21 protein-coding genes and 1 pseudogene are annotated in these 22544 nt (G+C 65.0%); 13 read left to right on the top strand and 9 right to left on the bottom strand.

Annotated elements, in window-relative coordinates; translation table 11 throughout:
* Complete coding sequence (locus DX923_RS09515) at positions 1 to 1290, top strand: glycosyltransferase (protein ID WP_116114416.1); 1290 nt, start codon at positions 1 to 3, stop codon at positions 1288 to 1290.
* Positions 1291 to 1317: 27 nt separating this feature from the next.
* On the opposite strand, the gene rmuC is transcribed toward DX923_RS09515, so the two are convergent.
* Complete coding sequence (gene rmuC / locus DX923_RS09510; RefSeq protein WP_116114414.1) at positions 1318 to 2553, bottom strand: DNA recombination protein RmuC; 1236 nt, start codon at positions 2551 to 2553, stop codon at positions 1318 to 1320.
* A 117-nt stretch (positions 2554 to 2670) separates the two neighbouring features.
* Between rmuC and ychF the strand changes: the two genes are divergently transcribed.
* The 6 genes and pseudogenes from ychF to DX923_RS09495 all read left to right on the top strand — a co-directional run bounded on the left by ychF (position 2671) and on the right by DX923_RS09495 (position 5477).
* Positions 2671 to 3750 carry a redox-regulated ATPase YchF gene (ychF, locus tag DX923_RS09505; protein ID WP_116114412.1) on the top strand — a complete coding sequence of 360 codons (1080 nt, stop codon included), beginning with the start codon at positions 2671 to 2673 and terminating at the stop codon, positions 3748 to 3750.
* A 303-nt stretch (positions 3751 to 4053) separates the two neighbouring features.
* Positions 4054 to 4164, top strand: a pseudogene (locus DX923_RS17015) (Abi family protein); the annotation flags it as partial.
* On the top strand, positions 4160 to 4348 hold the full coding sequence (locus DX923_RS16730) for a hypothetical protein (protein ID WP_240322855.1): 189 nt from the start codon (positions 4160 to 4162) through the stop codon (positions 4346 to 4348). The pseudogene DX923_RS17015 and the gene DX923_RS16730, both read left to right, overlap by 5 nt.
* A gap of 12 nt (positions 4349 to 4360) precedes the next feature.
* Positions 4361 to 4486: an Abi family protein gene (locus DX923_RS16725; RefSeq protein WP_240322586.1), complete on the top strand. Its 126-nt coding sequence runs from the start codon at positions 4361 to 4363 to the stop codon at positions 4484 to 4486.
* A complete protein-coding gene (locus DX923_RS16720) occupies positions 4471 to 4884 on the top strand; it encodes an Abi family protein (protein WP_346218102.1) in 414 nt (137 codons plus the stop codon). Before DX923_RS16725 ends, DX923_RS16720 begins: the two co-directional genes overlap by 16 nt.
* Positions 4885 to 5039: 155 nt before the next feature.
* The gene (locus tag DX923_RS09495; protein ID WP_205413018.1) at positions 5040 to 5477 is read left to right on the top strand and encodes a hypothetical protein; all 438 of its coding nucleotides are present in this window, start codon (positions 5040 to 5042) and stop codon (positions 5475 to 5477) included.
* 354 nt (positions 5478 to 5831) lie between these two features.
* On the opposite strand, the gene DX923_RS09485 is transcribed toward DX923_RS09495, so the two are convergent.
* The 4 genes from DX923_RS09485 to DX923_RS09470 all read right to left on the bottom strand — a co-directional run bounded on the left by DX923_RS09485 (position 5832) and on the right by DX923_RS09470 (position 9798).
* On the bottom strand, positions 5832 to 6380 hold the full coding sequence (locus DX923_RS09485; protein WP_116114410.1) for a hypothetical protein: 549 nt from the start codon (positions 6378 to 6380) through the stop codon (positions 5832 to 5834).
* Positions 6381 to 6434: 54 nt separating this feature from the next.
* On the bottom strand, positions 6435 to 6908 hold the full coding sequence (locus DX923_RS16475; RefSeq protein WP_205413017.1) for a DUF2812 domain-containing protein: 474 nt from the start codon (positions 6906 to 6908) through the stop codon (positions 6435 to 6437).
* Between the two features lie 83 nt (positions 6909 to 6991).
* Entirely contained in the window at positions 6992 to 8920 is a 1929-nt protein-coding gene (recQ, locus tag DX923_RS09475) for a DNA helicase RecQ (RefSeq protein WP_116114408.1), read from the bottom strand.
* Positions 8921 to 8931: 11 nt separating this feature from the next.
* A complete protein-coding gene (locus DX923_RS09470) occupies positions 8932 to 9798 on the bottom strand; it encodes a hypothetical protein (RefSeq protein ID WP_116114406.1) in 867 nt (288 codons plus the stop codon).
* Positions 9799 to 10074: 276 nt separating this feature from the next.
* Between DX923_RS09470 and DX923_RS09465 the strand changes: the two genes are divergently transcribed.
* The 6 genes from DX923_RS09465 (at position 10075) to DX923_RS09440 (ending at position 18125) form a co-directional block, all read left to right on the top strand.
* The gene (locus DX923_RS09465) at positions 10075 to 10671 is read left to right on the top strand and encodes a TetR family transcriptional regulator (RefSeq protein WP_116114404.1); all 597 of its coding nucleotides are present in this window, start codon (positions 10075 to 10077) and stop codon (positions 10669 to 10671) included.
* Between the two features lie 225 nt (positions 10672 to 10896).
* Complete coding sequence (locus DX923_RS09460; protein WP_162872890.1) at positions 10897 to 12306, top strand: MFS transporter; 1410 nt, start codon at positions 10897 to 10899, stop codon at positions 12304 to 12306.
* A 104-nt stretch (positions 12307 to 12410) separates the two neighbouring features.
* Positions 12411 to 13190 carry an alpha/beta fold hydrolase gene (locus DX923_RS09455; RefSeq protein ID WP_116114400.1) on the top strand — a complete coding sequence of 260 codons (780 nt, stop codon included), beginning with the start codon at positions 12411 to 12413 and terminating at the stop codon, positions 13188 to 13190.
* A 327-nt stretch (positions 13191 to 13517) separates the two neighbouring features.
* Positions 13518 to 14954, top strand: coding sequence for an FG-GAP repeat domain-containing protein (locus tag DX923_RS09450; protein WP_116114398.1), 1437 nt, complete (start codon positions 13518 to 13520; stop codon positions 14952 to 14954).
* 49 nt (positions 14955 to 15003) lie between these two features.
* Entirely contained in the window at positions 15004 to 15450 is a 447-nt protein-coding gene (locus tag DX923_RS09445) for a deoxycytidylate deaminase (RefSeq protein WP_116114396.1), read from the top strand.
* Positions 15451 to 15581: 131 nt separating this feature from the next.
* Positions 15582 to 18125 (top strand): NAD(P)-binding protein, encoded by a 2544-nt coding sequence (locus DX923_RS09440; protein ID WP_116114394.1) that lies wholly within the window; start codon positions 15582 to 15584, stop codon positions 18123 to 18125.
* A gap of 43 nt (positions 18126 to 18168) precedes the next feature.
* Here DX923_RS09440 and DX923_RS09435 read toward each other — a convergent pair whose 3' ends face one another.
* From DX923_RS09435 to DX923_RS09420, 4 genes are all read right to left on the bottom strand, one after another.
* Positions 18169 to 18972, bottom strand: coding sequence for a type 1 glutamine amidotransferase (locus DX923_RS09435; RefSeq protein ID WP_116114392.1), 804 nt, complete (start codon positions 18970 to 18972; stop codon positions 18169 to 18171).
* A 348-nt stretch (positions 18973 to 19320) separates the two neighbouring features.
* A complete protein-coding gene (locus DX923_RS09430; RefSeq protein ID WP_116114390.1) occupies positions 19321 to 21018 on the bottom strand; it encodes an oleate hydratase in 1698 nt (565 codons plus the stop codon).
* Between the two features lie 175 nt (positions 21019 to 21193).
* Complete coding sequence (locus DX923_RS09425; RefSeq protein WP_162872889.1) at positions 21194 to 21772, bottom strand: TetR/AcrR family transcriptional regulator; 579 nt, start codon at positions 21770 to 21772, stop codon at positions 21194 to 21196.
* Between the two features lie 111 nt (positions 21773 to 21883).
* Positions 21884 to 22312 (bottom strand): CBS domain-containing protein, encoded by a 429-nt coding sequence (locus DX923_RS09420; protein ID WP_116114386.1) that lies wholly within the window; start codon positions 22310 to 22312, stop codon positions 21884 to 21886.
* Between the last annotated feature and the right edge of the window lie 232 nt (positions 22313 to 22544).

Genomic DNA, 22544 nt, shown 5'->3' with positions numbered 1-22544 from the left:
ATGAAGGTCTGGGTCGTGGCCGGGGAGTACCCGACGCCCGCACATCCAGGACACGGCACATTCGTCGCGGATCAGGTGGCTGCCCTCACCGCAGCGGGGCACCAGGTACGGGTGATCGAATCCCTGCCGCCGTCCTTGCGCCCGCTGGCGAACAAGGCCAAACCTGCGGCACGTGCCGTGCTCTCCAAAGTCCCCAAGCCGAAACGTCACCCGCGTCCTCGCCGGGGCCGCGCACGTCGCATGCCGGTGAAGGCTGCCGTGACGGCGCTGCCTGCCGCGTCGACCCTGCCAGGGCAGGCGCGACGGAAACTACGCCCGGTCCCGTTGAAAGGTGCTGCTGCTTCTGCTGCTCGTTCCGCGACCGGCGCCGGCCGTATCGTGCACGACGCTGTCGGGACGAAGGTCGCTGTCGCCCGCATGATCTCGCAGATGAAGGCGCTCATGGCCCGGGAAGGCAAACCGGACATCATTCACGCCCACAATGTTTTCCCGGCCGGGGTGGCGACGGAGCGTTTCGCGCAGGACAACTACATCCCCTTCATCATGACCGAGCACATGACCGCCTATCTGCGTGGTCAGTACTCCGCCGGTGAGCTTGCGTTGGCCGGGTGGGTGCTCGACCATTCCTGGTGGGTCGTCGCTGTCAGCTCCACCCAGGCGAAGGCGCTTCCGGTGTCGAAGGAACGGGTCACGGTGGTGCCCAATGTCGTCGCTGTCGACGACTTCCGGCTCCGAGATGTCCAGGCACATGCCCGCGGACCGGTGGTCTGTATCGGCAAACTCACCCCGCACAAGCGCATGGACCTGATGATGCGGGCCTACGCCGAACTGCCTGAAGAGGTGCGGGCCGCGCACTCGCTGCGGATCATCGGATCCGGCCCGGACCAGGCCAGGTTGACCGGCATCGCTCTCTCCTTGGGCCTCGGATCGGGGGTGCTCGTCGGCCAGCGCAGCCGTTCTCAGATCATTGAGGAGATGGCCGGGGCTGCGCTGCTCGTCTCTACCAGCGAGGTGGAGACCTTCGGGGTGACCATGATCGAGGCGCTCGCCGCCGGGGTACCTTTTGTCGCCACCGACAGCGGTGGCCCTCGCGACATCTGGCAGCCCGGGCTGGGGCACCTGGTCGAGTCGACCGACCCGACCGAAGTGGCGCGGGTCATCGAGGAAGCGTTGACTTCGCCGGCCGACCGTTCTGCGGACGAAGCCCGCCGGGCTTCGGCGGTCTCCCGCTTCGGGCCGACGGCGATCGCTTCCTCATTGGAGAAGATCTACCGGAGCGCGCTTCCCTGATCTGGGGTGCTTGCCCTGGCCGAAAGGTCAGGCAGTGCTCCGCTGAGCTGAGGGGCTGTCCGGGCTGGTGAGCCGGGGCAGCCCTTGAGGCTTCTCCGGGGCCTGCCCCGACTCCTGCGCTGACAGCAGCTCTGCTGCGGTGATCGGCCGCGGTGTTGCCTCCACCGGGGAGACCTCTGCCAGGGGTTTCCCGGCCAGCCCCATGTCATGCATGCGTCGAGCCGTCACGAAGACCCGCCCCTCCAAGGCGCCGACGAGACCGTTGTAGTGATCGACGGAGCGCCGCAGGCTGCCCCCCATCTTCGACAGATGTTCGTGCAGGGTGGAGAGCCTTTCGTAGAGCTCTTCCCCGAGGGCCAACAGGTCACGGGCACTGGTCGCCAGAGCATCTTGCCGCCAGGCGAAGGCCACGCTGCGTAGCAGCGCCAACAAGGTCGCCGGGCTGGCCAGGACGACCTTGCGTGACTGGGCCGTGTCGTACAGGCCGGGGTCGGCGGAAAGCGCCGCGGCGAGCATCGCGTCCGCCGGGACGAAACAGATCACCATCTCCGGTGACGTGGAGAAAGCCGACCAATATCTCTTCGCGGAAAGCGTTTCGACGTGCGCGCGTAACGCCTTGGCGTGGTCGGTGAGGAGCTCGGACCGTCGAGAGCCGGGTAGATCATCGGCCTGGGCGGCCAGAAAAGCTGTCAACGGGGCCTTGGCGTCCACGACGAGGCACCGCTCCCCCGGCAGCCGCACCAGCAGATCCGGGCGCACTGTCGCCTCATGGTCGGAGACCGCACTGACCTGCTCGTCGAAATCGCAGTGCGGCAGCATCCCGGAGTGTTCGCACACCCGACGCAACTGGGTCTCGCCCCAGGCGCCACGCACCTGGGAGGAGTTCAACGCGCCGGCCAGACCGGCCGTCTGCCGTCGCAAGGCGTGGGTCTGGGTGCTGACCTCGGCGAGTCGTTCGGCCACCTGACCGTACTGTTCGACCCGATCGCGTTCGAGGACACCGACCTGGCGTTCCACCCGCAACATGGCATCTCGCAGGGGGGCCAGAGCGGCCGCCGTGGCATTGTCCTCGTCGACGGTGGACTGGACCTGAGCGAGCCGCTCTGCGTAGTGGGCCTCCCGTTCGTGCAGGATGTTCCGCTCCGTCGTCAACGCTGCGATCTGCGCGGCCTGCCGGCGGGTCGCGAGCAGCCAGGCGATGACAGCGCCCAATGCCGCTGTACACACCAGCGCGATGAAGGAACCCAAAGGCGAACCGGTCATGTCGCCCACTGTGGCAGAACGTACCGACACACCTCAGGCATATCGGAACTTCCGTCGACCCGGCCCGGCCGGACAGCCGACCGAGGCATCGACGCCCGACCGGTAGACTCCCACCTCGTGGCTCTCACCATCGGCATCGTCGGACTCCCCAACGTCGGCAAGAGCACTATGTTCAACGCATTGACGAAGAACAACGTGCTCGCCGCGAACTACCCCTTTGCGACCATCGAACCGAATGTCGGCGTGGTCCCCCTGCCTGACCCGCGGCTCGATCAGCTCGCCGGGGTCTTCGGCAGCGAGCGGACGATCCCCGCAACGGTGTCCTTCGTCGACATCGCCGGCATCGTGCGCGGCGCCAGCGAAGGCGAGGGGCTGGGCAACAAGTTCCTCGCGAACATCCGCGAGGCCGACGCCATCTGCCAGGTCATCCGGGCTTTCGTCGACGACGATGTCACCCACGTCGACGGCAAGGTCGACCCGAGTTCGGACATCGAGACCATCAACACCGAGCTGATCCTCGCCGACCTGCAGACCCTGGAGAAAGCCGTCCCGCGGTTGGAGAAAGAGGTCAAGGCCAAGAAGGCAGACAAGGCCCTGTTGGATGCGGCGCTCGCGGCTCGGAAGATCCTTGAGGCCGGGGACACCCTGTTCAGCAAGAAGGACCGGATCGATCTGGCCGAGCTGCGTGAACTGGGCCTGATGACGACCAAGCCCTTCCTGTACGTCTTCAACGTCGACGAGGACCAGCTGGTCGACGAGGAGGAGAAGACGCGCTTGCAGGCGCTGGTGGCTCCGGTGGAAGCGGTCTTCCTGAACGCGAAGCTGGAGATGGAACTGACCGAGCTGGAGCCCGAAGAGGCCCAGGAGCTGCTGGAGTCGGTCGGGGTGGACGAGCCCGGGCTGGACAAGCTGGCGCACACCGGATTCCGCACCTTGGGTCTGCAGACCTATCTGACGGCCGGACCGAAAGAGGCCCGCGCCTGGACGATCCGGCAGGGATGGACTGCCCCGCAGGCGGCCGGTGTCATCCACACCGACTTCCAGCGCGGCTTCATCAAGGCCGAGGTCGTCGGCTTCGAAGACCTGCTCGCGGCCGGATCGATGGCCGAGGCGAAAGCTGCGGGCAAGGTCCGGATGGAGGGCAAGGACTACGTGATGGCCGACGGTGACGTGGTCGAGTTCAGGTTCAACGTCTGATCAGCGAGACGACGAGTGCCGCCTCGTCTCGTCTCGTGGAGCGTCCGGCCACGTGTCGATGCATGGTGACCTGCGTGGATCTCAAGGGCACATATCTTCGACGAAGCGGATCGCAACCACGTTGGCTACGGCTTCCTTGCGAGCGCTCGAGCGACTACGTAGACTCGACGAACTACGACCGGTTCCGCCTACCTCAGTAGGTCCAGGGCCGGTCTTCATTTTTCTCAGGCGGTGTTCGTGGACGACGACGTCAAGGCGTACAAGTCGTATGCCGAACAGGTGGACATCCTGGCTGGCCGCGGCATGGACATCGGCGACCGGGAGGTCGCGGCAAAGACGCTCTGCAGGATGAACTACTACCGTCTCAGTGACTACTGGTACCCGTTCCGGAAGCAGAAGTCTTCTGGGCGTGAGGACGATTTCTGCGACGGCGCGCACTTTAGCGACGTCGTCGCGCTGTACGAGTTCGACGTTCGCGGCTCTGGCCACGGTCGAACTGGCCATCCGTGCACTGCTCGGGGACAAGCTCGGGCACATCGACCCGTGCGCGCACCTCAATTCGTCGAAGCTCGGCCCCACCGCCCGACAAGGCGACTAGTACTCGAAGTGGGTGCGTCGCTACGAGAACGAATTGAGACAATCACGCGAGGACTTCGTCCACCACCATCGTCAGAAGTACGGCGGACGGCTGCCCGTTTGGGCGGCGACTGAGCTCATGGACTGGGGGGGAGCCTGACCTACCTCTACGGCTTCTCTCCCCCCCGGAAAGTTCAGGACGCTGTTGCCGGTGCGTGCGGGCTGAGAGCGCCGCAGTTGACGAGCTGGCTTAAGGCGCTCAATCTCGTCCGCAACACATGTGCCCACCACGGACGCCTCTTCAACCGCGTCCACACGATCACGCCGAAACTGCCGAACGCGGGGATTCATCCGGACCTCGATGTGGCGTCGAAGGAGCAGAACCGCACTTTCGCCCGGCTCACCCTCATCCCGTTCCTGTCGGACCAGCTCGGCGTGGGTCGAAGCAGGATGCTCCCTGCTGTAGTGAAGAGCTTCCCTGCGGTGACGATCGTCCCGATCTCCCGCATGGGGGTCCCCGACGGCTGGTGCGATAACCCGCTCTGGGCGACGGGCTGAGAGCGGCCTGAGCCAGATGGCTGTACGTGCCGGAACGCGGCTGAATTTAGATTCGATGTGTAGTTCCGGTCCGGCAGGGGCCTGACTGGCTGCGGCTGTCGAGGCGGGAACTGACGCCTCGACAGCAGACGGGTCGTGGGTGAGATGCTGTTCTCGTGATGGACGAGATCAGTTTTCAGGTGTCGGAGGAGACACCGGCGAGCATGGTCCCGGTCATCAACGGGTGCACCCTGATCGATCTGGTGACCGAGTTCGAGGTCACTCGCAACCACGATCCTCACGGCGGCTATGGGGGGCTGGTGCCAGCCTTCTTCAACTTCGGGGACCTTCGAACCTACCTGCTCGGCCTCGACAACCATGAGTGGCCACGCCCAGGCACTGCTTGGCTGCTCGGCTGCGACTGCGGAGAAGTCGGCTGCTGGCCGTTGGAGGCCACGGTAGACACGCGCCCAACCCATGTCATGTGGTCGAACTTCTCTCAGCCCTTCCGGCCTGGTCGTGGGTTCGGCCCTTTCGTCTTCGACCGCGATCAGTACGCGACTGCTGTCGCGGATGCCGTCGCCCTCCTTGGGGTGCGCGGGTCAGAGGTCTAGCCCATGGGTGCGAGAGCCGGGGATTCCGACGACCTATTCGCCGATGACGGGTCTTGGATGACCGGTCAGGTCCTCAACACCGAGGGCGGTTTCGCCCGCTGGCGCGCGCCTCGATCGAACTGAGGCGACAGGACCTCGTCGATTGCTGTCGGATTGATCGGACGTCATTCGCGTTCAGAACGCGGGAGTATTCAAGTCATTCCGAATCTTCGATTTCGACCCTGCGGTTCGAGGCTCGGGCCATCGAGTGGGTCCTCGCTCGAGAGATGAGCGCGAACGACGTGGAACGTTGTTCCGCTGGGTGAGGGTCGATCCCAGGTCTCTGGGGTCGCAACGTAGGCATGGTCCGCGGGGTCATCGACTCCGCGGGAGTGGCTCCGTCGCCAGGGTGGCGGGGGAGAGGACGTGCGGGTCGATGATCACCTCGTCCTCCCCGCCGATGAGGAGGTAGGCGAGCACTGCGGACTTAGGCACGGTCGCGGTGCACAGCAGCGGTACGTAGTCTGACGCCGCTTCGTCTCCGTACCGGAGCGCGAAGTCGATCGCGATGGATCTATCCACCGTCCATGACCAGCCGTGTTCACCGCCGGGGCCGCATCCGCGGAAGAGGGTGACCGGGTCGGGCAGGGCGGTGTAGCGGCGACGCTCTGCCGCGGTCATGACCGGCGATGTCGGGCCGGCGGCCTTGACGGCGTCCCAGATCGTCTGCCAGGCCTGGGCGCAGCGGGAGGGTAACTCGGTCTCGTTCCACGTCTTGCGCACCTGACGCAGCGCGGTGTCGCTGTCGCCGCCCGTCAGCTGGGAAGCCAGACGTTCGGCCCGCAGGCAGCCTTGGCGTACCTGCCGTTCGAAGGCGGCTGAGGGAGCGTTGTGGTCCGGTTCCATGGCGTCATTCAATCGCATCTCGCCGGAGACTCCTTGGCGTGCCGGATAGCGATGGGGGTGTTGAACGAAGCGCTACTGCGTGTCGGGGGTGAGTCTGCGGAGTTGAGTCATATAACCGAGAAGGGGCAGCACGGTGTAGACGACTGGGATGCATCCGAAGCTCAGGATTCCCGACATGAGCAGGACGGGCTTCTCGTGTTCGAAGTACCAGGAGATTGTCGCCGTGATCAGAGCGGTCAGGGCGAAGATCGCTATCCCCATGGCGCTGTAGCGAATGTAGTTGTCTCGCTGACGCACGAGTTCGTCACGTCGGGAGTCATAGGCGGTGTGGACCGGGGGAGTGCCGGGCGCGGCCTTGAAGATATGCAAGTCGGCGACGGACAGGACGGGGGTCCAGCCGGCAGCGATGAAGATGTCGAAGTAGTCGGCGGAGGGGGCCGCCTCGTAGGCGAGGTCGAAGATGGCCTCCTCCGGTGGGGCGTCGGTGAAGGTCCAGCCGTGCCCCATCGTGATGGTGCCGCCGCTCTCGGCCTCGAGGAACTGCATCACGGCGTAGCCGTGTCGGGGCTGGACCAGGGCCAGGAGGACGTGGACGGCGGCGTTGGCCAGGACGCCGCTCTCGGAACCGGTCAGGGAAGACTGCCGCAGTGACCCTCGACAGCCGGACGGTCCTCCAGTACGGCCAGGAGGGCCTCGCCGTACTCGGCAAGTTTCTTGGCACCGACACCACTGACCGCGGCGAGGTCGGCCGTGCTCGTCGGACGTGCATCGATGATGCCGACCAGCGTCGCATCGGAGAACACCATGTAGGGGGCGATCTTCTTCTCCCGGGCCACCGAGGTGCGCCAGGTGCGGAGGCGCTCGAAGATCTCCCGGGCGGCCTGATCGAGGGATTCGGCTGCGCGTGGCGTGGTCGCCTTGCCCTGGGCGGTGTTCTGGCGACGCGCACGTCGTGTCTTCGTCGCGGAACGGTGGACAGCGAGTTCGACGGCTGCCTCGCCTCGCAAGACGGGCTCTGCGCCTGGTCCGGGAGTGAGGACGCCGTACTCACCCACTGCTTCGACGATGCTGCGTGCGACCAACTGCCTGAGTACAGAGCGCCACTCGTGTTCCGAGAGGTCTGCGCCGATGCCCCACACGCTCAGCTCGTCATGTCGTGACCGGCGCGACCGGTCCGATGCCCGTCCGAGGAGGACGTCGATCACTTGTCCGGCGCCGAACCGCTGGTGGCGTTCTCGATCGAGGCGGATCAGGGTCGACAGCAGCTTCTGGGCGGCGATCGTCCCATCCCAGGTCTGCGGCGGATTCAGGCAGACGTCGCAGTTGCCGCACGGCGTCGATTCCTGACCGAAATAACGCAGCAGCTGGACCCGGCGGCAGGTGACGCTTTCGCACAGGGCGAGCATCGCGTCGAGATGGGCGCGGGCATGGCGTTTGAAGGTGTCGTCGCCTTCGCCGGCGTCGATGAATCGCCGCTGGCTCACCACATCGCCCAGCCCGTAGGCCATCCAGGCCGTCGCCGGTTGCCCGTCCCGGCCTGCGCGGCCGGTCTCCTGGTAGTAGCCCTCGATGGACTTCGGTAGATCCAGGTGGGCGACGAAACGCACGTCGGGTTTGTCGATACCCATGCCGAAGGCGATCGTCGCCACGACGACGAGGCCGTCCTCCCGGAGGAACCGTTCTTGGTGGTCGCGGCGGACGGCGGCGTCCAGCCCTGCGTGATAGGGCACCGCGGGGATGCCGTGGTCAGCGAGCCAGGTCGCGGTCTGCTCGACGCTCTTTCGCGACAGGCAGTAGACGATCCCCGATTCGCCGGCGTGTTCGTTGCGGATCAAGGCCAACAGCTGATCGCGGGGCCGGTCCTTGGGCTCGATGCGGTACTGGATGTTCGGCCGGTCGAAGCAGGAAACGAAATGTGCGGCCTGGTCGAGGCGCAGGTTCTCGGTGATCTCCTGGTGAGTGGCTCGGGTCGCGGTGGCGGTGAGCGCGATGCGTGGGACGGTGGGGAAGAGATCGGCGAGGATCGACAGGCCGAGATAGTCGGGGCGGAAGTCGTGCCCCCATTGGGAGACGCAGTGGGCCTCATCGATGGCGAACAATCCGATGTCGGCCCGCTGGAGAAGGTCGACCGTGCGGGGGAGGACGAGGCGTTCTGGCGCCAGGTAGAGCAGGTCGAGCTGTCCTGCCAGGAGCTTGTTCTCGACGTTGCGTTCTTCGCCGGCGCTCAGGGTCGAGTTGAGGAATGCTGCCCGGATTCCCACGGCATCGAGTGCGGCGACCTGGTCGGCCATGAGTGCGATGAGCGGGGAGACGACGATGCCGGTGCCCGGACGTAGTAGCGCGGGGATCTGGTAGCAGAGCGATTTTCCGCCACCGGTCGGCATGAGAACGACGGCATCTCCGCCGGAGGAGACATGCTCGATGATCTGCGCCTGTTCCCCGCGGAAGGTGTCGTAACCGAAGATTCTGGCGAGGATCTCCTGTGCGCGGTCACCGATGGAGGCGTCCTCGCTCCTGCTGTCGGTCGGGGTCGACGGGGAAGGAAGGAGTCCGCTCATGGGAGTCCACGCTAGTGCTCGGCGGCTGCCCCGACCTCATCGTTGTCGATCGTTCGAGTCGACCCCCACAGGACAAGGGTTGTTCCGGCTGCAGCCCAGACGAGCAAGGTGACCCATTGGGCATGGGTGGCAGCCTCGGGGAAATAACTCAGGGAACGGAGCAGCCGATTCGCTGCCCCAGGGACGAGGTACTGCCCGATGGTGCCCCAAGGAGTCGGCAGGAATTCCCAGGGAGCCGCCGCAGAAGCGATGGGATTGGCGAAAAGAACCGTGAAAGCTGCGGTCGCAGCCATTCCGGCTCGACCGAAGAGTGCGCCACCTCCGACGATGAAACTTGACATGGCAAAGAGTGCTGCGCTGATGGCAAGTGCATTGAGGCCATAGTTTCCGGACAGATATCCGAACCACGGGTGCAATATTCCGGCGAGGAGTATCCCAGAAGAAGTAGAAAAACCCATCAGGGCAGTTATTCGTCGAGCAGCTCCGGTAACGAGAAGTAGGACCAGGACCCCGCCAACTGTTCCACCGATGGCTAAGGGAAATGCTGAAGCTGCCAAGCCTGCCCCGGTGGAGTCCTCTTTGGCGAGAGGGACAACATCGGTGACGGTCACCGTCGCCATGGTGGACGGTGCTCCTGTCGCGGCGGCTTGTGCTTGCAGTTGGGCCTGCATCTGCGCAGAGATCCCGGTAAGTGCTTGTGCAACAGCTGGACTCGCGGCTGTCGCTTTCAGGACCTCGGGTTTCCCCGGTGGTGCCTGAAGGATGAGTGCGCCGTACGCTTCACGGGTCTTGATGGTGTCCACGGCATCTGCGCGCTGGGAGGCTCGAGAGGGCAGGAAAACTCCTGGTGCGTTCTTCTCCAGGGTGTCGATGGCCATGGTTGCTGCTTTTTCTGGGCCGACGACGACAAGTGGAATATTCTGCGGAGAGGAGGTCTTGCTCGGCCAGAGGAATGCGAGAACAAGTAATGCAATGCCAATGGATCCACTGATGCTCAAAGCTATGGCGGCTGCCCAGTTTTGGCGTGTAGTCGATGATGATCTGGTCATGATGCATCCTTGATGCGAGCTCCGACAGATACGGCAAATCACTTGAAGTATTATCTCAACGCTTGTTGAAGTCAACGGTTGTTGAGATCGCGATATTCTGGACGCATGTCAATGCGCAGTGAAAGTAGTGGACGTCCGACTGGCGGCGACGGAGGAAATAAAGATCGCATCCTGAATGCTGCGCGTGGGCTTTTCGGAGTGAGCGGTTTTCGCGGCACCACCCTGCGTGCCATCGCAGCTCAAGCGGGTGTTGACGTGGCGCTCATTGCGCACTATTTCGGCAGTAAGGAAGCCTTGTTCGCTGCAGCCATTGGCTTTCCGGATGAGGCTCGTCTCGTCGTCCTGGAAGCACTGTCCGCTCCCGAGGGGGAGCAGGGGGAGCGTCTTGCGCGCGGGTACCTCTGGCTGTGGGAGAGTGCGGAAACAGGTGCCCGGATGAAGGCACTCGGTCGGTCGGCGCTGACCAATGAAGCTGCTGCCGCGCAGCTGAGCTCCTTCATCGACGGGGTGCTGTCCGATCCGGAGGTGGCGGCGGTCGTTGATGGCCGCCGAGCAGATCTGATTCTCGCGATGACACATCTGATTGGTGTCGCCTTCGTGAGGTATCTCATCGAGCTTCCTCTGCTCGCCGAGGTGGATTTCGAAGTGCTCGTCGCGCACTTGTCGCCGGCCGTGCAACTTCATCTGAGCGCTGAATCGTGACCGGTGAGGTGCTTTCCGGCGAGTGGTCCGTCCGGGGCTGTGCCTTGCTGGGGTGATGTGCGGTTCGGGGTTGCCGTCGTCTGCTGCATATCTGGGGTATTGATCGTCGGAAGGGCATTTGCTCGTCGATGTCGGGGGCGGATACCCTCAGCGCAAATGAGAATGATTCGCATCTGGAGGTGGGGTGGTGCGAACCCGATCCTGACAGCGGAAGGTCGCAACCCGATGGCAAGGAAAGCCGACGACAACGGACAACCAGCACCGCCGAACGCCGTACCAGCCCTCGCACTGACCACCGCCGTAGCCGCGCTCGCGATGAGCATGCCCAATGTCGCGCTGCCCGAAGTGACCACCGACTTCGGGATCTCCATGGAGACCAGCCAATGGGTCACCCTGTCCTACCTGCTGTCGAGCACCGTCCTGGTCGTACTGATCGGCAGGCTCGGCGACCAATGGGGGCGAGGGCGTGTCCTGATCGCCGGGATCGGCTTCTTCGCCGCCGCCACGATCATGGCGGGGCTCAGCATGAACTTCGGGATGCTGGTCGCCTCCCGCACACTCCAAGGCCTCGGCGCGGCTGCGATGACCACCCTGCCCATGGCCCTGGTCAGAGAATCCGTCCACCCGGAGAAAGCCGGCCGCACGATGGGCCTGCTCGGCTCGTCGATGGCCGCAGGCATGGCGCTGGGGCCCGCGGTAGGCGGCTTCGCCGTAGCCGCCTGGGGGTGGCGAAGCGTCTTCATCCTGTTGACAGCATTGGCCGCCGCGAACCTGCTTCTCGTGGCGTCAGCACTGCGGCACCCCCGACCTGACCCAGCTGGAAGCAGAACCTTCGACGTGTTGGGAATCGCCCTACTCTCCACCTTCCTGGGGACCTACTCCGCCGCAGTGACCCTCCGGCCCGGCGGCATCTTCGGCATACTCGCACTCCTCGGTATCGCCCTGGCTGCGGCGATAGCCTTCGTCCGGGTCGAACTGCGCAGCACCGCACCCCTCGTCGACTTCGCCGTACTGCGTACGGCGAATATCCTGCCTCAACTCGTGCTGGCCTGCGCCGTCGCCATCATCATGATGACCTTCACGATCGTCCCGCCCTTCTACCTGACCCGCGGTCTAGGGCTCGACAACACGGCCATGGGCTTGTCGATGGCCGTTGGGCCGATCGCCGCCATCCTGTCGGGAGTACCGGCCGGCCGGATCGTCGACCGGCGAGGCCCGGCATCAGTGGTGCTGGTCGGACTCGGGCTGATCACCGTCGCCTCGATGGGCTTCATCGTCGCCCCAGCACTGATCGGCCTGGCCGGGTTCCTGCTCCTCGCTATCACCCTCACCCCGGGCAACCAGCTGTTCATGGCGGCCAACAACACTGCGATCATGATGCAGACCGGACGCGAACACCAAGGTGCCGTGGCAGGTCTGCTCAACGTGGCCCGCAATCTGGGCTTCGTGACCGGAACACCCCTGGTGGGAATGCTTTTCGAGGCAGCTTCCACCGCGCACGGCGGTACAGCAGGCGCGCTGCTCGGGCTTCAGCTCAACTTCGCCGTCGCTGCGCTGATCGGCGCAGGGGCCGTCATCGTGGGGTGGCGGACTTTCCCACGGGAAAGCAGAAAGCCTTCCGTCGCAACGAGGTGACACACGCCAGGACCGGAGTTCTGCCCGACCGAGATGGAGGACATCCGACCGCCTTCGAGCCAGGTCATGGAAATACAGCCGGTGCCGGGTGCTACTGTCCGGCGGTGAGCGATGCAGCTTTGAGCCGCTATGTATATGGCCTGCAGGAGAACCCGAACCTTTTCCTGATGCACGGTTTGACAGATGCCGGGACATGCTGGCCCGACGCAGCGGCCCATTGGGCGCAGACATGGCAGGTGATCGCGGTCGACCAACGCGGCCATGGCCGATCGCCGCGCTTCGACACCGACTCCCTGGCCACCATGTTCACCACCTTCATCGACGACCTGATCGGCGTATTGGAGGAAGAAGGACCCGGAGTCGTGGTCGGGCACTCCCTGGGCGGACGGATCGCGGCGGCCACCGCGCTGCGCCGACCGGACCTCGTGACCGGCCTGGTCCTGGAAGACCCCGCCCTGACCGACGGCCCGGTCACCTCCGCACGACTCACTCGCGATCAGCGACGCTTCCTCGCCTCCTTCACCGACGTGGACAGTGCCGCCGAGCAGGTACGGAGCCAGGAAGCCGCTGGCTGGTCCACCGTGGAGACCGAGGCCTGGGCCGAATGCAAGACCAGGGTCGACCTGCGCATGATCGATCGCCTCGACCTCGGAGACCTCGACGCTGCGACCGCGTACAACGCCCTCACTGTTCCGACGCTGGTCGTCTACGACGCCGACGGAGCGCTCACCGTGCCCCGCCACGGCATCGACAACCCGTTGGTACACCTCGAATATCTCGACGGCGTCGGCCACTGCATCCGGCGCGACGACCCCGCGAACTTCTACAGCATCGTGGACCGGTGGCTAGGAAGTCATTTCGCGTCGAGCAAGTGGGCGAGCTGAGCCAGGGCCACTATCTGATCGTGGTGTGTGCTTGGGTGCGGAACCCAAGACGGCACAGGCGGCGCCGAGACATCGTGCTGGATCACGAGGAACTCCCTCTGCGAGCCCTGTCGACGGCCGCCGCCCAAGAGTGATCCTATTTTTTCTGTTCGTCCTGGTGGGCGTGGCGTAGCTGAGAAGCCCCACGCCCCGGACGGACACTGGCCATGACCGACCCGCGTCGCCGCCTGCCCACCTTCAGGACGGAGCCTGCCGACAACAACACACGGGGGGCCGAGGCCACCGCCCAGGTAGCGCCGCGCACCACGCCCATCCCTGGAGAAACCCGTGAACAGACGCAGCCGCAGAGCAGCCGTCCCCTTCGGCGCCTTCGCACTTCTCATCGCAGGACTGCCAGCCCCCGCTGCACAGGCCGAACCCGGACCTCCACAGGACAGGCCACGGATCCTTCAGGACCAGGCCGGCGGGAAGGAGGACGGCGGACTCCACCCCCGCTGGGGTGTGACCCCGGCACCAGGAAAGGACTGCCCGGCCAATTCCGCCAAGCTGCCGACGCTGATCGGGGCGGAGAACTTCGAGAACCCCACCTCCAGCCTGTTCGAGGTCACCGGGATGACCACCACCACGGGAGCTACCGGCGGACATCACCAACGCCACATCGGACAGGCCGGGGCCGCCGACGCCACGCTGCTGCGCACCCGGGTCCTGACCACCGGCCACAACCGGATCTACGTGAAATTCGACGTCCGCGGAGACTTCGGCCCCCGGGAGATCGCCGTGGCCCCGAACAATGCGTCCGGCGGATGGTTCACCGCGCCCTCAGATTCGGCCAACCCTCCGGTCACTCCCGACACCTGGCGTACCGTCCGGATGGACCTCACCGACGGGGCCAACGAGGGTGCCTGGAAGAACGACCTGAAGATCGAATGGCTCCGTAAGAAGCAGACCTCGACCTCGGTCGACATCGATAACGTCGAGATCTACCAGTGCACACCGGCGCCGGTCGGCGAGCCGGGCGATTTCAACGGTGACGGCTTCGCCGATGCGGTCTTCGCCATGCACGGCGGCGAACTGATCCTGGGTGCAGGGACGCCGTCCACCCCGAACTCGTTGTGGCTCGGCGGAGTCGGTTGGAACACGATGACCTGGATCGGATCGGTCGGCGACACCAATGGAGACCGCTTCACCGACCTGTTGGCCCGTACCGCAGCAGGTGACCTGCTCGTCTACTACGGCGACGGTGTCCGTAGCTTCACCGGATCACGCAAAGTCGGCAACGGATGGCAATCGATGACCTCCATCATCCCGGTCGGTGACGTCAACGGCGACGGACGCCAAGACCTCATCGCCCGTGACCAGGCCGGAACGATGCGACTCTACTCCTTCCGTGCCGATGGCGGACTCGAGGGCGGCAAGGTCGTCGGCTCCGGATGGAACAGTTTCAAAGACGTCATCGGCATCCGCACCTCCACCACGCCCGGGGTTCCCACCAGGCTGTACGCCGTGGCTGCCAACGGAGACCTGAAGTCCTACACCGTGTCCGCCTCAGGCGCGATGACCGGCTGGGGTAAACGTGTCGGCAATGGATGGGGCTTCCGCGCCATCACCAGCATGGGCGACTTCGACGGTGACGGCCTCGATGACGTCCTCGCCGTTGCTGACGACGGTACCGCCTACGTCTACCCGACCCAGGGTGACGGACTGTGGAAACCGATCCGGAAGATCCCCGAGAAGATCTGGAACGGGGCCAAACTGATCGGCTGATCTCCAGCGGTCACCGGCTTGGCACCGACGCGAAGTAGGGTGACCCGTCATGGCACCGCATTCGCTGGTCCCCGACTGGGACGACTACTTCCTCGGTATCGCCGACGCCGTCTCCGCGCGGGCCAAATGCCGTCGGCGCAAGGTCGGCGCGGTGCTGGTGATCGATCGCCGCATCATCGCCACCGGCTACAACGGGGCCGCACCTGGTGAGGACGACTGCCTCGACGGCGCCTGTCCCAGAGGGCAACTGGGATACGACGAGGTGCCCGGGCTGGGCGATTACGACCGCCCGGGCACCCCGGGTTTCTGCATCGCCATCCACGCCGAGGTCAACGCTTTGCTCTTCGCGACCCGGGATACCAAGGGGGCCACCGCGTACATCACCGACCCTCCCTGTCCAGGCTGCCGTAAAGCGCTTGCTGCGGCCGGGATCGTCCGTGCGGTCTGGCCCGAGGGGCAGTACGACCGGCCCGGGCTGACCTCCTGGTCCTCCTGACCGGAGACGTCTTCCAGCCGGAGGGAGGACCTTGGTCATGCCGTCGGGGGAGACGGGCGGCATAGTCTGACCGGGTTCGTATCCCCCTGCCGTCGGCCTTGAACCGCGACGGCCCAGCCCCTGGATAGGGCATGACCGATCCTGAAGATCCGGGAGCCTCGGCGGAGGGCGGCGGATCGGTCGATCCGTTCGTCACCGAGTACGAGTTGCTCCGTCGCCGTCTGCGTCTCGAACCCGACCTGTTCACCCAGGTGGCAGCGATCCCTGGCTGTGAGTCCCTGGTCGAGGCCCTGCAGCAGGACGACATCGGGCAGGAGCTGACCTGCCGGTTGTGGGACGTCCTGTTGGCCGACGACGCGAACAGTCGTGCGCTCATGCACTTCTTGTGGGTGGCTACTTTGCCGTGCAAGAAACGGTTCGTCAAAGGTCTGGAACGGTATCTGTCCGATCCGTACCCCATGTTCGCCGGTCTTTCACGGAAATGGCCGGGCGGGAACTCCATCCCCCCTTATGTGCGCGATGCCGCTGAACGGGTCGGCGACTTCGGGTTGGTCGATCAGGGGTACTTGGGGTATTTGAAGGCGGGATACACCGAGCGTGAGGTCGAACTGCTGGTGTGGTTGGAAGCTCTACGCGATCGGCAGTGCAGTGATCGGCCGTGCCAGGTGGGTCGACGGGCCGCCGGCCTCGGGTACGGCAGGGGTGGTGAGTCGGACAGCGGAGGCTGCCCCTTGCAGGTGCACATCCCCGAGGTCTTGGCACTCGTCGGTCGGGGCTGCTTCCAGGAGGCCTTCGAACTGGTCGAGTCCTGCCATCCGCTACCGGATCTCACGGGGCTGGCCTGCCCGCAGGACGAGTACTGCCGCGGGGCTTGTATCTACGGTGCGCCGATCCCGATCGGTCAGGTGGAGGCCTTCCTCCCCGCTCGGGCGCGTCTGCGCGAGTCTCAGGGAGCATCCGGGCGTGAGCGGCCCCCCGCTGATCCGTGGGTGGAGGCCCGCCGCCCGCCGATCGCGGTGGTCGGGTCGGGTCCGTCCGGATTGGTCATGGCCTATCTGCTCGCGACACAGGGATATCCGGTCGCGATCTTCGAAGCTTTGCCGGATTTCGGGGGCTCCCTCCGGTACCGGGTCCCGGAGTTCAGGCTGCCCCGGCGTCTGATCGACGACGTCGTCGGGCGGATCACCGGCTGGGGGGTCCGCTTCGTCCCGGACTTCGTGGTGGGCGGCTCTGCTTCCGTGCAGGATTTGCAGGAGGCCGGTTTCTGGAAGGTCTTCCTGAGCCACCCCTCGGTGCGCCCGGAACTGCCGGAGCTGTCCGGGGATCGGCTTCCCGGTGTGCTGGGTGCCGACGAATTCCTGCTGCGGACGAATCTGGTGGGGCGAGGCGGGCCGGGGTCCTGGGAAGGAAGCGACCTGTCGGGAAAGAAAGTGGTGGTGGTCGGGGACGGGGGCACCATGTGGGACGTCGCTCGGACGGTTCGTCGCCTCGGCGGTGAGGCGACGGTGGTTCGTGAGGAGCTGCACCGTGTGCCCCAGGCCTGGGACACCGAGCTGAGGTACGCCCAGGAGGAAGGGGTCGGGCTGCGCACAGAGGCCAGGGTGACCGGGTTCGTCCAGGGAACGGACGGCTCGGTGGTCGGTGTCGAGGTCGTGGCGAGCGGGTCTGAGACGGAGGAACAGGTGATTCCGACTGATCTGGTCGTCGTGGCGTCGCGGGATGACACGATTCCGGACGCTGCGGCGGCTGTCGGGGCGGCCCTTGCCACGGTGGGAGATCTCACGGGTGTGGCCGCTGACCTGGTCGATGACATCGCTGACCGGGTGGCCCGGGCCGGTGCGTTCACCGATGTGGCGCGCAGTCCTCACCGGGTGGTCGGCCGGCGTGCGCTGGCCGGTGGTTTCGTCGAGATGGAGTTGACGGCTCCGTTGGTGGCCGAGGCTGCCGGTCCGGGACAGTTCGTCCGGGTTCAGGTGGCGGAGGGACAGTTCATCCCCTTGTGTTTGGCGGACTGGGGGGTGCGGCGGGGCACGATCACCGTGGTCGTTCACCGGGGGGCGGACGGCGAGGGGGAGCTTGCCGAGCTGCGGGTGGGGGATGTGCTGGCGGGTGTGGCCGGCCCGTTGGGCAAGGTCAGCAGGTTCGTCTCCCGGGCGGGCGTCGGTGGGGTGCTCTTCGTGGTGGCCGGTGGCGGGGCCCCTCGGGTACATGCGTTGGTGCGGGCCTGTCTGCGGGCGGGGCGGCGGGCGCATCTGGTGGTGTCCTCGGAGGAGGGGGAGACTGCGTGGACGGATCCGGGCGGGCCGTTCGACCTGTTGCGTCAGGAGTTCCCGGAACTGCTGTGTGCATGGCCGTGTGGCGGGGTGGCGGGAGCCTCGCGGCGGGCGACGGTGGATTCTTTGCTGTGTGGTGACGAGCCGGTGGCCGCGGTGGTGGTCGCTGGGCCGTCGTTCTTCTTGCGCTCGGTGGCTGAACAGTGTCGATCTCGGGGGGTGGCGTGCTCGGTGGTGGTGAACTCGACCGTGGTGGATGCGACTGGTTCTTGTGGTGCCTGCTTGGTGCCGCTGTCGCAGGAAGGGCAACCGGCCTGGCGTCGGGCTTGCATCGATGGCCTGGAGATGGACGGGCATCTGATCGACTGGGACCGTTACCTGCTCCGGTGCCCTCGGGGGTGACACCGGTATTTGTCGTGGCCGGGAGCGTGCTGGGCGGCAGGGCTCAGTGTCGGGCGATGCGGGAGATACCGGCGGGGCTTCGTCGAGGAGTCGATGGGGTGCGGGGGAAGACCACACGTTGCGGACGGTGTTCGTCCTGGGTGAGGGCGAAGAATCGGGCAGCGAAGGGGGCCCAGTCGGCAGCGAGCTCGTGGTCGTGGTGTTGGGCCGCCCGGGTGACCTCTTCGGGAGTGGGTAGCCCCTCGACTGGTGGTTGTTCTTCGTCGCGGCCCCACCGTTCGACGACGGAGCCATCAGCTTCGGGGTGTCCTTGGACGCCCCAGGCGGTATCGCGATAACGAGCGATCTGGATCTGTCCGGTGTCATCGATGGCGAGGACGACGGTGTGCTCGGGGGCGTCGGTGACGGTGTCCTTGTTCCAGTGCAGAAGCTGCGTGCCTTGATGGAGCGTCTGGGACAGGGGGTCGTCGGCTGCGGCTGGGGTGAGTGCTATCGGGTGGATGCCGCGCCGTGGCCCTTGCGGGTGGGCGGAGACCTGGCCGCCCAGGGCAAGTGCTGCCAGTTGGTGGCCCAAGCAGATGCCGAGGAAGGGAATCGCGTGGGCGACGGCTTGCACGATGAGATGTTTGGTGTCCTTCAGCCATGGGTAGTGAAGGTCGTCATGCGCACTCATGGCTCCGCCGAGGACGATGTATCCGCTGTGTTCGCTCAGGTGCGTAGGCACTTGATCGCCGGCGTGGCAGCGTCGGATGTCGAGGTCGGTGTGCGCCTGTCCTGCCCAGGTGACGAGTCGTCCAGGAGGACATTCCTCCTCGTGCTCGATGACGAGGACGGGGAGTGACTGCATAGGAGCACCTTAGGGAATCTGTGGTCGGTGACGGTGGACCTGGGATCGACTCGACGTTCACTTACGGCCATACTGTTAAGGAGGTGTGTCCACAGGAGGCGCATCCATGCAGTTCACAGCCTTGAGGCAACGAAAAGTGAAAATCAGCACGTCGGTGCGATGAGCCGGGCGTGGTCGGCGTGAGAACGTGTGGAGCTTCGTCGCAGGTCGATCGGGTCAGCGGGCAGCACTGTTCGATGGCAAAAGACTCGTGAAATTGCGTGAAGCGTCGATAAGGACTGCGGAACGTGGCGGGCGGCGGAGGAGGGGCCGCCGCCCGCCACGGACCGTTCCTCGGCCCCGGAGTTCTCAGCCCAGCAGGCGAGCCAGCTCGGTCCGGGCGAGTAGAGCACTCAACGGCAGGTCTTTCATCGGGATCTTGTCCAGCCCGAGCAGTACTTGAGCGGCCTCGGTCAGTACTCGGATGTCGTAGCGGCTCGGGTGGACGGGGATCACCGGTCGGGTGAGGCCCAGCAGGCCGTAGACCGCTGTCATCGCGGTGCGGATCGAGTACTCGACGGTGAAGACACAGTCGTCCGGGACCTCGGCGAACTGCCCAAGGAAAGCAAGGTTGCGGCTTCCCTGCGGGATCACCTGGGGGCGGTCACCGAGGATGCGGGGCATGAATTGCGAGGTGATGTAGGGCATCATCGCCGGTATCACATTGACGGTGTGCGCCAGGACCTCTTCGATCCGGTCCTTCATGCCCACGTGGTAGAGCAGCTCGCTGAACATCTCCCGCCCGGTGCATTCGGAGATGCTCTTCTGGACGTAGTCGCCAGGGGTGTCCATGTTGAGGGCGTAGGCCCACAGCACTTTCACATGGTCCGGTTGGTCGGCGAAGTGCGGGTTCTTGGGCAGTCCCCAGTTCAGCAGCCAGGAGGAATCTTTGACGGCGGTGACCCCGCCCATGCCGGAGGGGTTGTCGGTCATCTTCTCGAGGTAGGGGAAGAGCAGGTCGTCGTCGGCGAGGGTGACGGTGAAGGACAACCATTTGGTGTGGTCGATGTCTTCGCAGAAGACATCGGGCCGTCCGAAGTGTGGGGATCGTGGAGCCATCTTCTGCCACACGCTGAAGCAGCCCTTGTCGTCGCTGCGGTCGATCACGGCTGGGTGATCGAGGTCGCCGTAGGTGCTGTTCTGTGTCATGGAGCCATTGGTGAAGAGGACCAGGTCCGTGGGGGCGGGGGTGATGGTGTGTTCTTCGCCGTCGGCTCGGTAATGCACTGCGGTCGCAGTGATCTGGTCGTCACCGGTGTCGACCTCGATGTCGGTGACGGTGGTTCCGAGCTGGATCTGCACGCCTTTGGCCTGAAGCCAGCGCACCAGGGGGAGTACCAGGGAGTCGTACTGGTTGTATTCGGTGTGCAGGATGCCTTTGAGTTGGTTCATGCCGCTGATGAGGTGCATGAATCGTTCCATGTACCGCTTGAATTCGACCACTGAGTGCCAGGGCTGGAAGGCGAACATCGAGGCCCAGAAGTACCAGAAGTTCGTCTCGAAGAAGTCTGCGGGGAAGAATTCTTCGGTGGTCGTCGCGCCGAGTGCTTCCTCGGTGGTCAAGTGGAGTCGTGCCAGGGTCATCGCCTGGGCGGAGGACAACCCGAGTTCGGAGAAATCAGCGACCTGTCCTTGGTTTTCGGTGAGTCGGCAGTGCGATTCGATGGGCTCGGCCAGGTTCAGCTCGTGGAAATCGTCCAGGACGGAGCGGTCGGGGTCGGCCAAGGACGGGATGGAGCGGAAGAGGTCCATGAAGCATTCGAAATGGGCTTCGATTTCTCGGCCGCCTCGGACGACGTAACCCTGTTGTGGGCTGCCTGCTCCGTCGAGCGATCCTCCGGGACGTTCCAGGGATTCGAGGACGAGGATGTTCTCGCCGGGCATCTTGGCGTCGCGGATCAGGAAGGTGGCGGCGGACAGGCCGGCGATGCCGCCTCCGACCAGGTAGGCGCGACGCTGGTGGACATCGTGCGGCGGGCGAGGAGATATCAGGTCGTAGTTGCCCATGGGGTATCGGCCTTCCGTAGCGGAGGAGACAGCCGTTCTGTCTCGTAGGCCTTCACTTTTCGTGACCTGTGGGGCGGGGGCAATGGACAACTCGCGGTGGTTGTGTCAGATCTGCACAGCTCGGCGCAGTTGTGTCATCGGACAGCTCGGGGAAGACGGTGTCGAGGGCCTGTGGTCAGGCCGCGTCCTCGGCTCGCTGGTTGCTCAGGACGTGGCGCACTGTCCCGGTCAACATGACGCAGACCCGGCGGTGGATCTCGGCGGCGGGTTCGACGAGATCGTCGTCGAGCCAGTCGAGGTAGACACCCAGGAGCGCATGCCCGAAGAAGCGTGCAGTTCGGCCGCGGATTTCGGCAGTGACGTGTTCGTGGACGCTGGTGGGTAACTCGTCGATCACCCTTTCCAGGAGGATGCTGAAGATGTCCAACAGCATTCTTTCCAGGCGTATCCGGGCCACGGATTGGTGGATGCCCAGGCAGAGTTCTCGGTTCGAGACGGTGTAGTCGAGGAGTCGTCCCACGCCGATGGGCCAGGTGTTCTCGTGGCTGTGCCGGGACAGCTCGTGTCCGATCTCGGTCCTGAAGAGGTAGACGAGCAGGTCGTGGATATCGCAGAAGTGGTTGTAGAAGGTGTGCCGGGAGACGCCGCAGTGCTCGGTGATCATCCGGACGGTGATCTTCGGCAGACGGTGGGTCAGGAGAAGTTCACGCAGTGAGGCGGCCAGGGCCCGGTCGGTGAGTTCGGACACGGTCACCTGTGCTCCTGGGCATGGCATCGGGGACAGGACACCCCGATCGTAGAATGCTGCGCACCAACAGGTTTCCTGATTCTGAGGAATGACGGGCGCTGTTCTCCACCCGGGCGCTCACTGCTGGATGTACTCGGCCAGGTGATCGGCTTCGTCCTGGAGCTGCCCGATGCGCTGTTTCACCACGTCGCCGATGCTGACCAGTCCGATCATCTGGTTGTTGCGGACGACCGGGACGTGTCGGATCCGTCGTTCGGTCATCTCGCGGGAGAGCTCGGCGACCGGGGTCTGCGGTGGACAGGTGTGGACCTCGGCGGTCATGATGTCGCGCACTGCTGCACCGAGGATCTCGGGGTTGGTGGCGAGCCGCCGGACGATATCCCGTTCGCTGACGATGCCGGCGATGGTGGTGCCGTCATTGCTGACGACCACGGCGCCGATGCGATGCTCGGCCAGCAGGGCGATGAGTGCGGTGACGCTGGCATCCTCCCGGATGGTCGTCACGAACGGGTGTTCTTTCGCTTTGAGGACGTCTGATATCAGCATGGATAGACGCTAGTGGGGCGATTCCTCGCTGTGGAAGGGTCATTCCACGGAGTGGACAAATGATATGTATCCCAAGGTTATTGGCGATAAGTGCCCCCGTGGAGTGACGGAAATGTCCAGTGAGAGCAGAATGGCGGGGTAATGGCGCCACAGCACGACATCACGGATCGCGCGACCACGGGCATGTGGTGTCCGGTCCTGAGGTGAAACCTCCGGGACACACGCCTATGGA

This window comes from Austwickia chelonae, from assembly GCF_003391095.1.
Taxonomy (GTDB): Bacteria; Actinomycetota; Actinomycetes; order Actinomycetales; family Dermatophilaceae; genus Austwickia; species Austwickia chelonae_A.
Note: the sequence above shows the minus strand (reverse complement) of the source record. Positions and strands in the feature narration are given on the sequence as shown.

Bases quoted from the DNA above. Each gene is read 5' to 3' on its own strand.
- DX923_RS09515 (WP_116114416.1), top strand. From the start codon at position 1: ATGAAGGTCTGGGTCGTGGCCGGGGAGTACCCGACGCCCGCACATCCA.
- rmuC (WP_116114414.1), bottom strand. From the start codon at position 2,553: ATGACCGGTTCGCCTTTGGGTTCCTTCATCGCGCTGGTGTGTACAGCG.
- DX923_RS09485 (WP_116114410.1), bottom strand. From the start codon at position 6,380: ATGCGATTGAATGACGCCATGGAACCGGACCACAACGCTCCCTCAGCC.
- DX923_RS16475 (WP_205413017.1), bottom strand. From the start codon at position 6,908: ATGCAGTTCCTCGAGGCCGAGAGCGGCGGCACCATCACGATGGGGCAC.
- recQ (WP_116114408.1), bottom strand. From the start codon at position 8,920: ATGAGCGGACTCCTTCCTTCCCCGTCGACCCCGACCGACAGCAGGAGC.
- DX923_RS09470 (WP_116114406.1), bottom strand. From the start codon at position 9,798: ATGGCCATCGACACCCTGGAGAAGAACGCACCAGGAGTTTTCCTGCCC.
- DX923_RS09465 (WP_116114404.1), top strand. From the start codon at position 10,075: ATGTCAATGCGCAGTGAAAGTAGTGGACGTCCGACTGGCGGCGACGGA.
- DX923_RS09460 (WP_162872890.1), top strand. From the start codon at position 10,897: ATGGCAAGGAAAGCCGACGACAACGGACAACCAGCACCGCCGAACGCC.
- DX923_RS09445 (WP_116114396.1), top strand. From the start codon at position 15,004: ATGGCACCGCATTCGCTGGTCCCCGACTGGGACGACTACTTCCTCGGT.
- DX923_RS09440 (WP_116114394.1), top strand. From the start codon at position 15,582: ATGACCGATCCTGAAGATCCGGGAGCCTCGGCGGAGGGCGGCGGATCG.
- DX923_RS09435 (WP_116114392.1), bottom strand. From the start codon at position 18,972: ATGCAGTCACTCCCCGTCCTCGTCATCGAGCACGAGGAGGAATGTCCT.
- DX923_RS09430 (WP_116114390.1), bottom strand. From the start codon at position 21,018: ATGGGCAACTACGACCTGATATCTCCTCGCCCGCCGCACGATGTCCAC.
- DX923_RS09420 (WP_116114386.1), bottom strand. From the start codon at position 22,312: ATGCTGATATCAGACGTCCTCAAAGCGAAAGAACACCCGTTCGTGACG.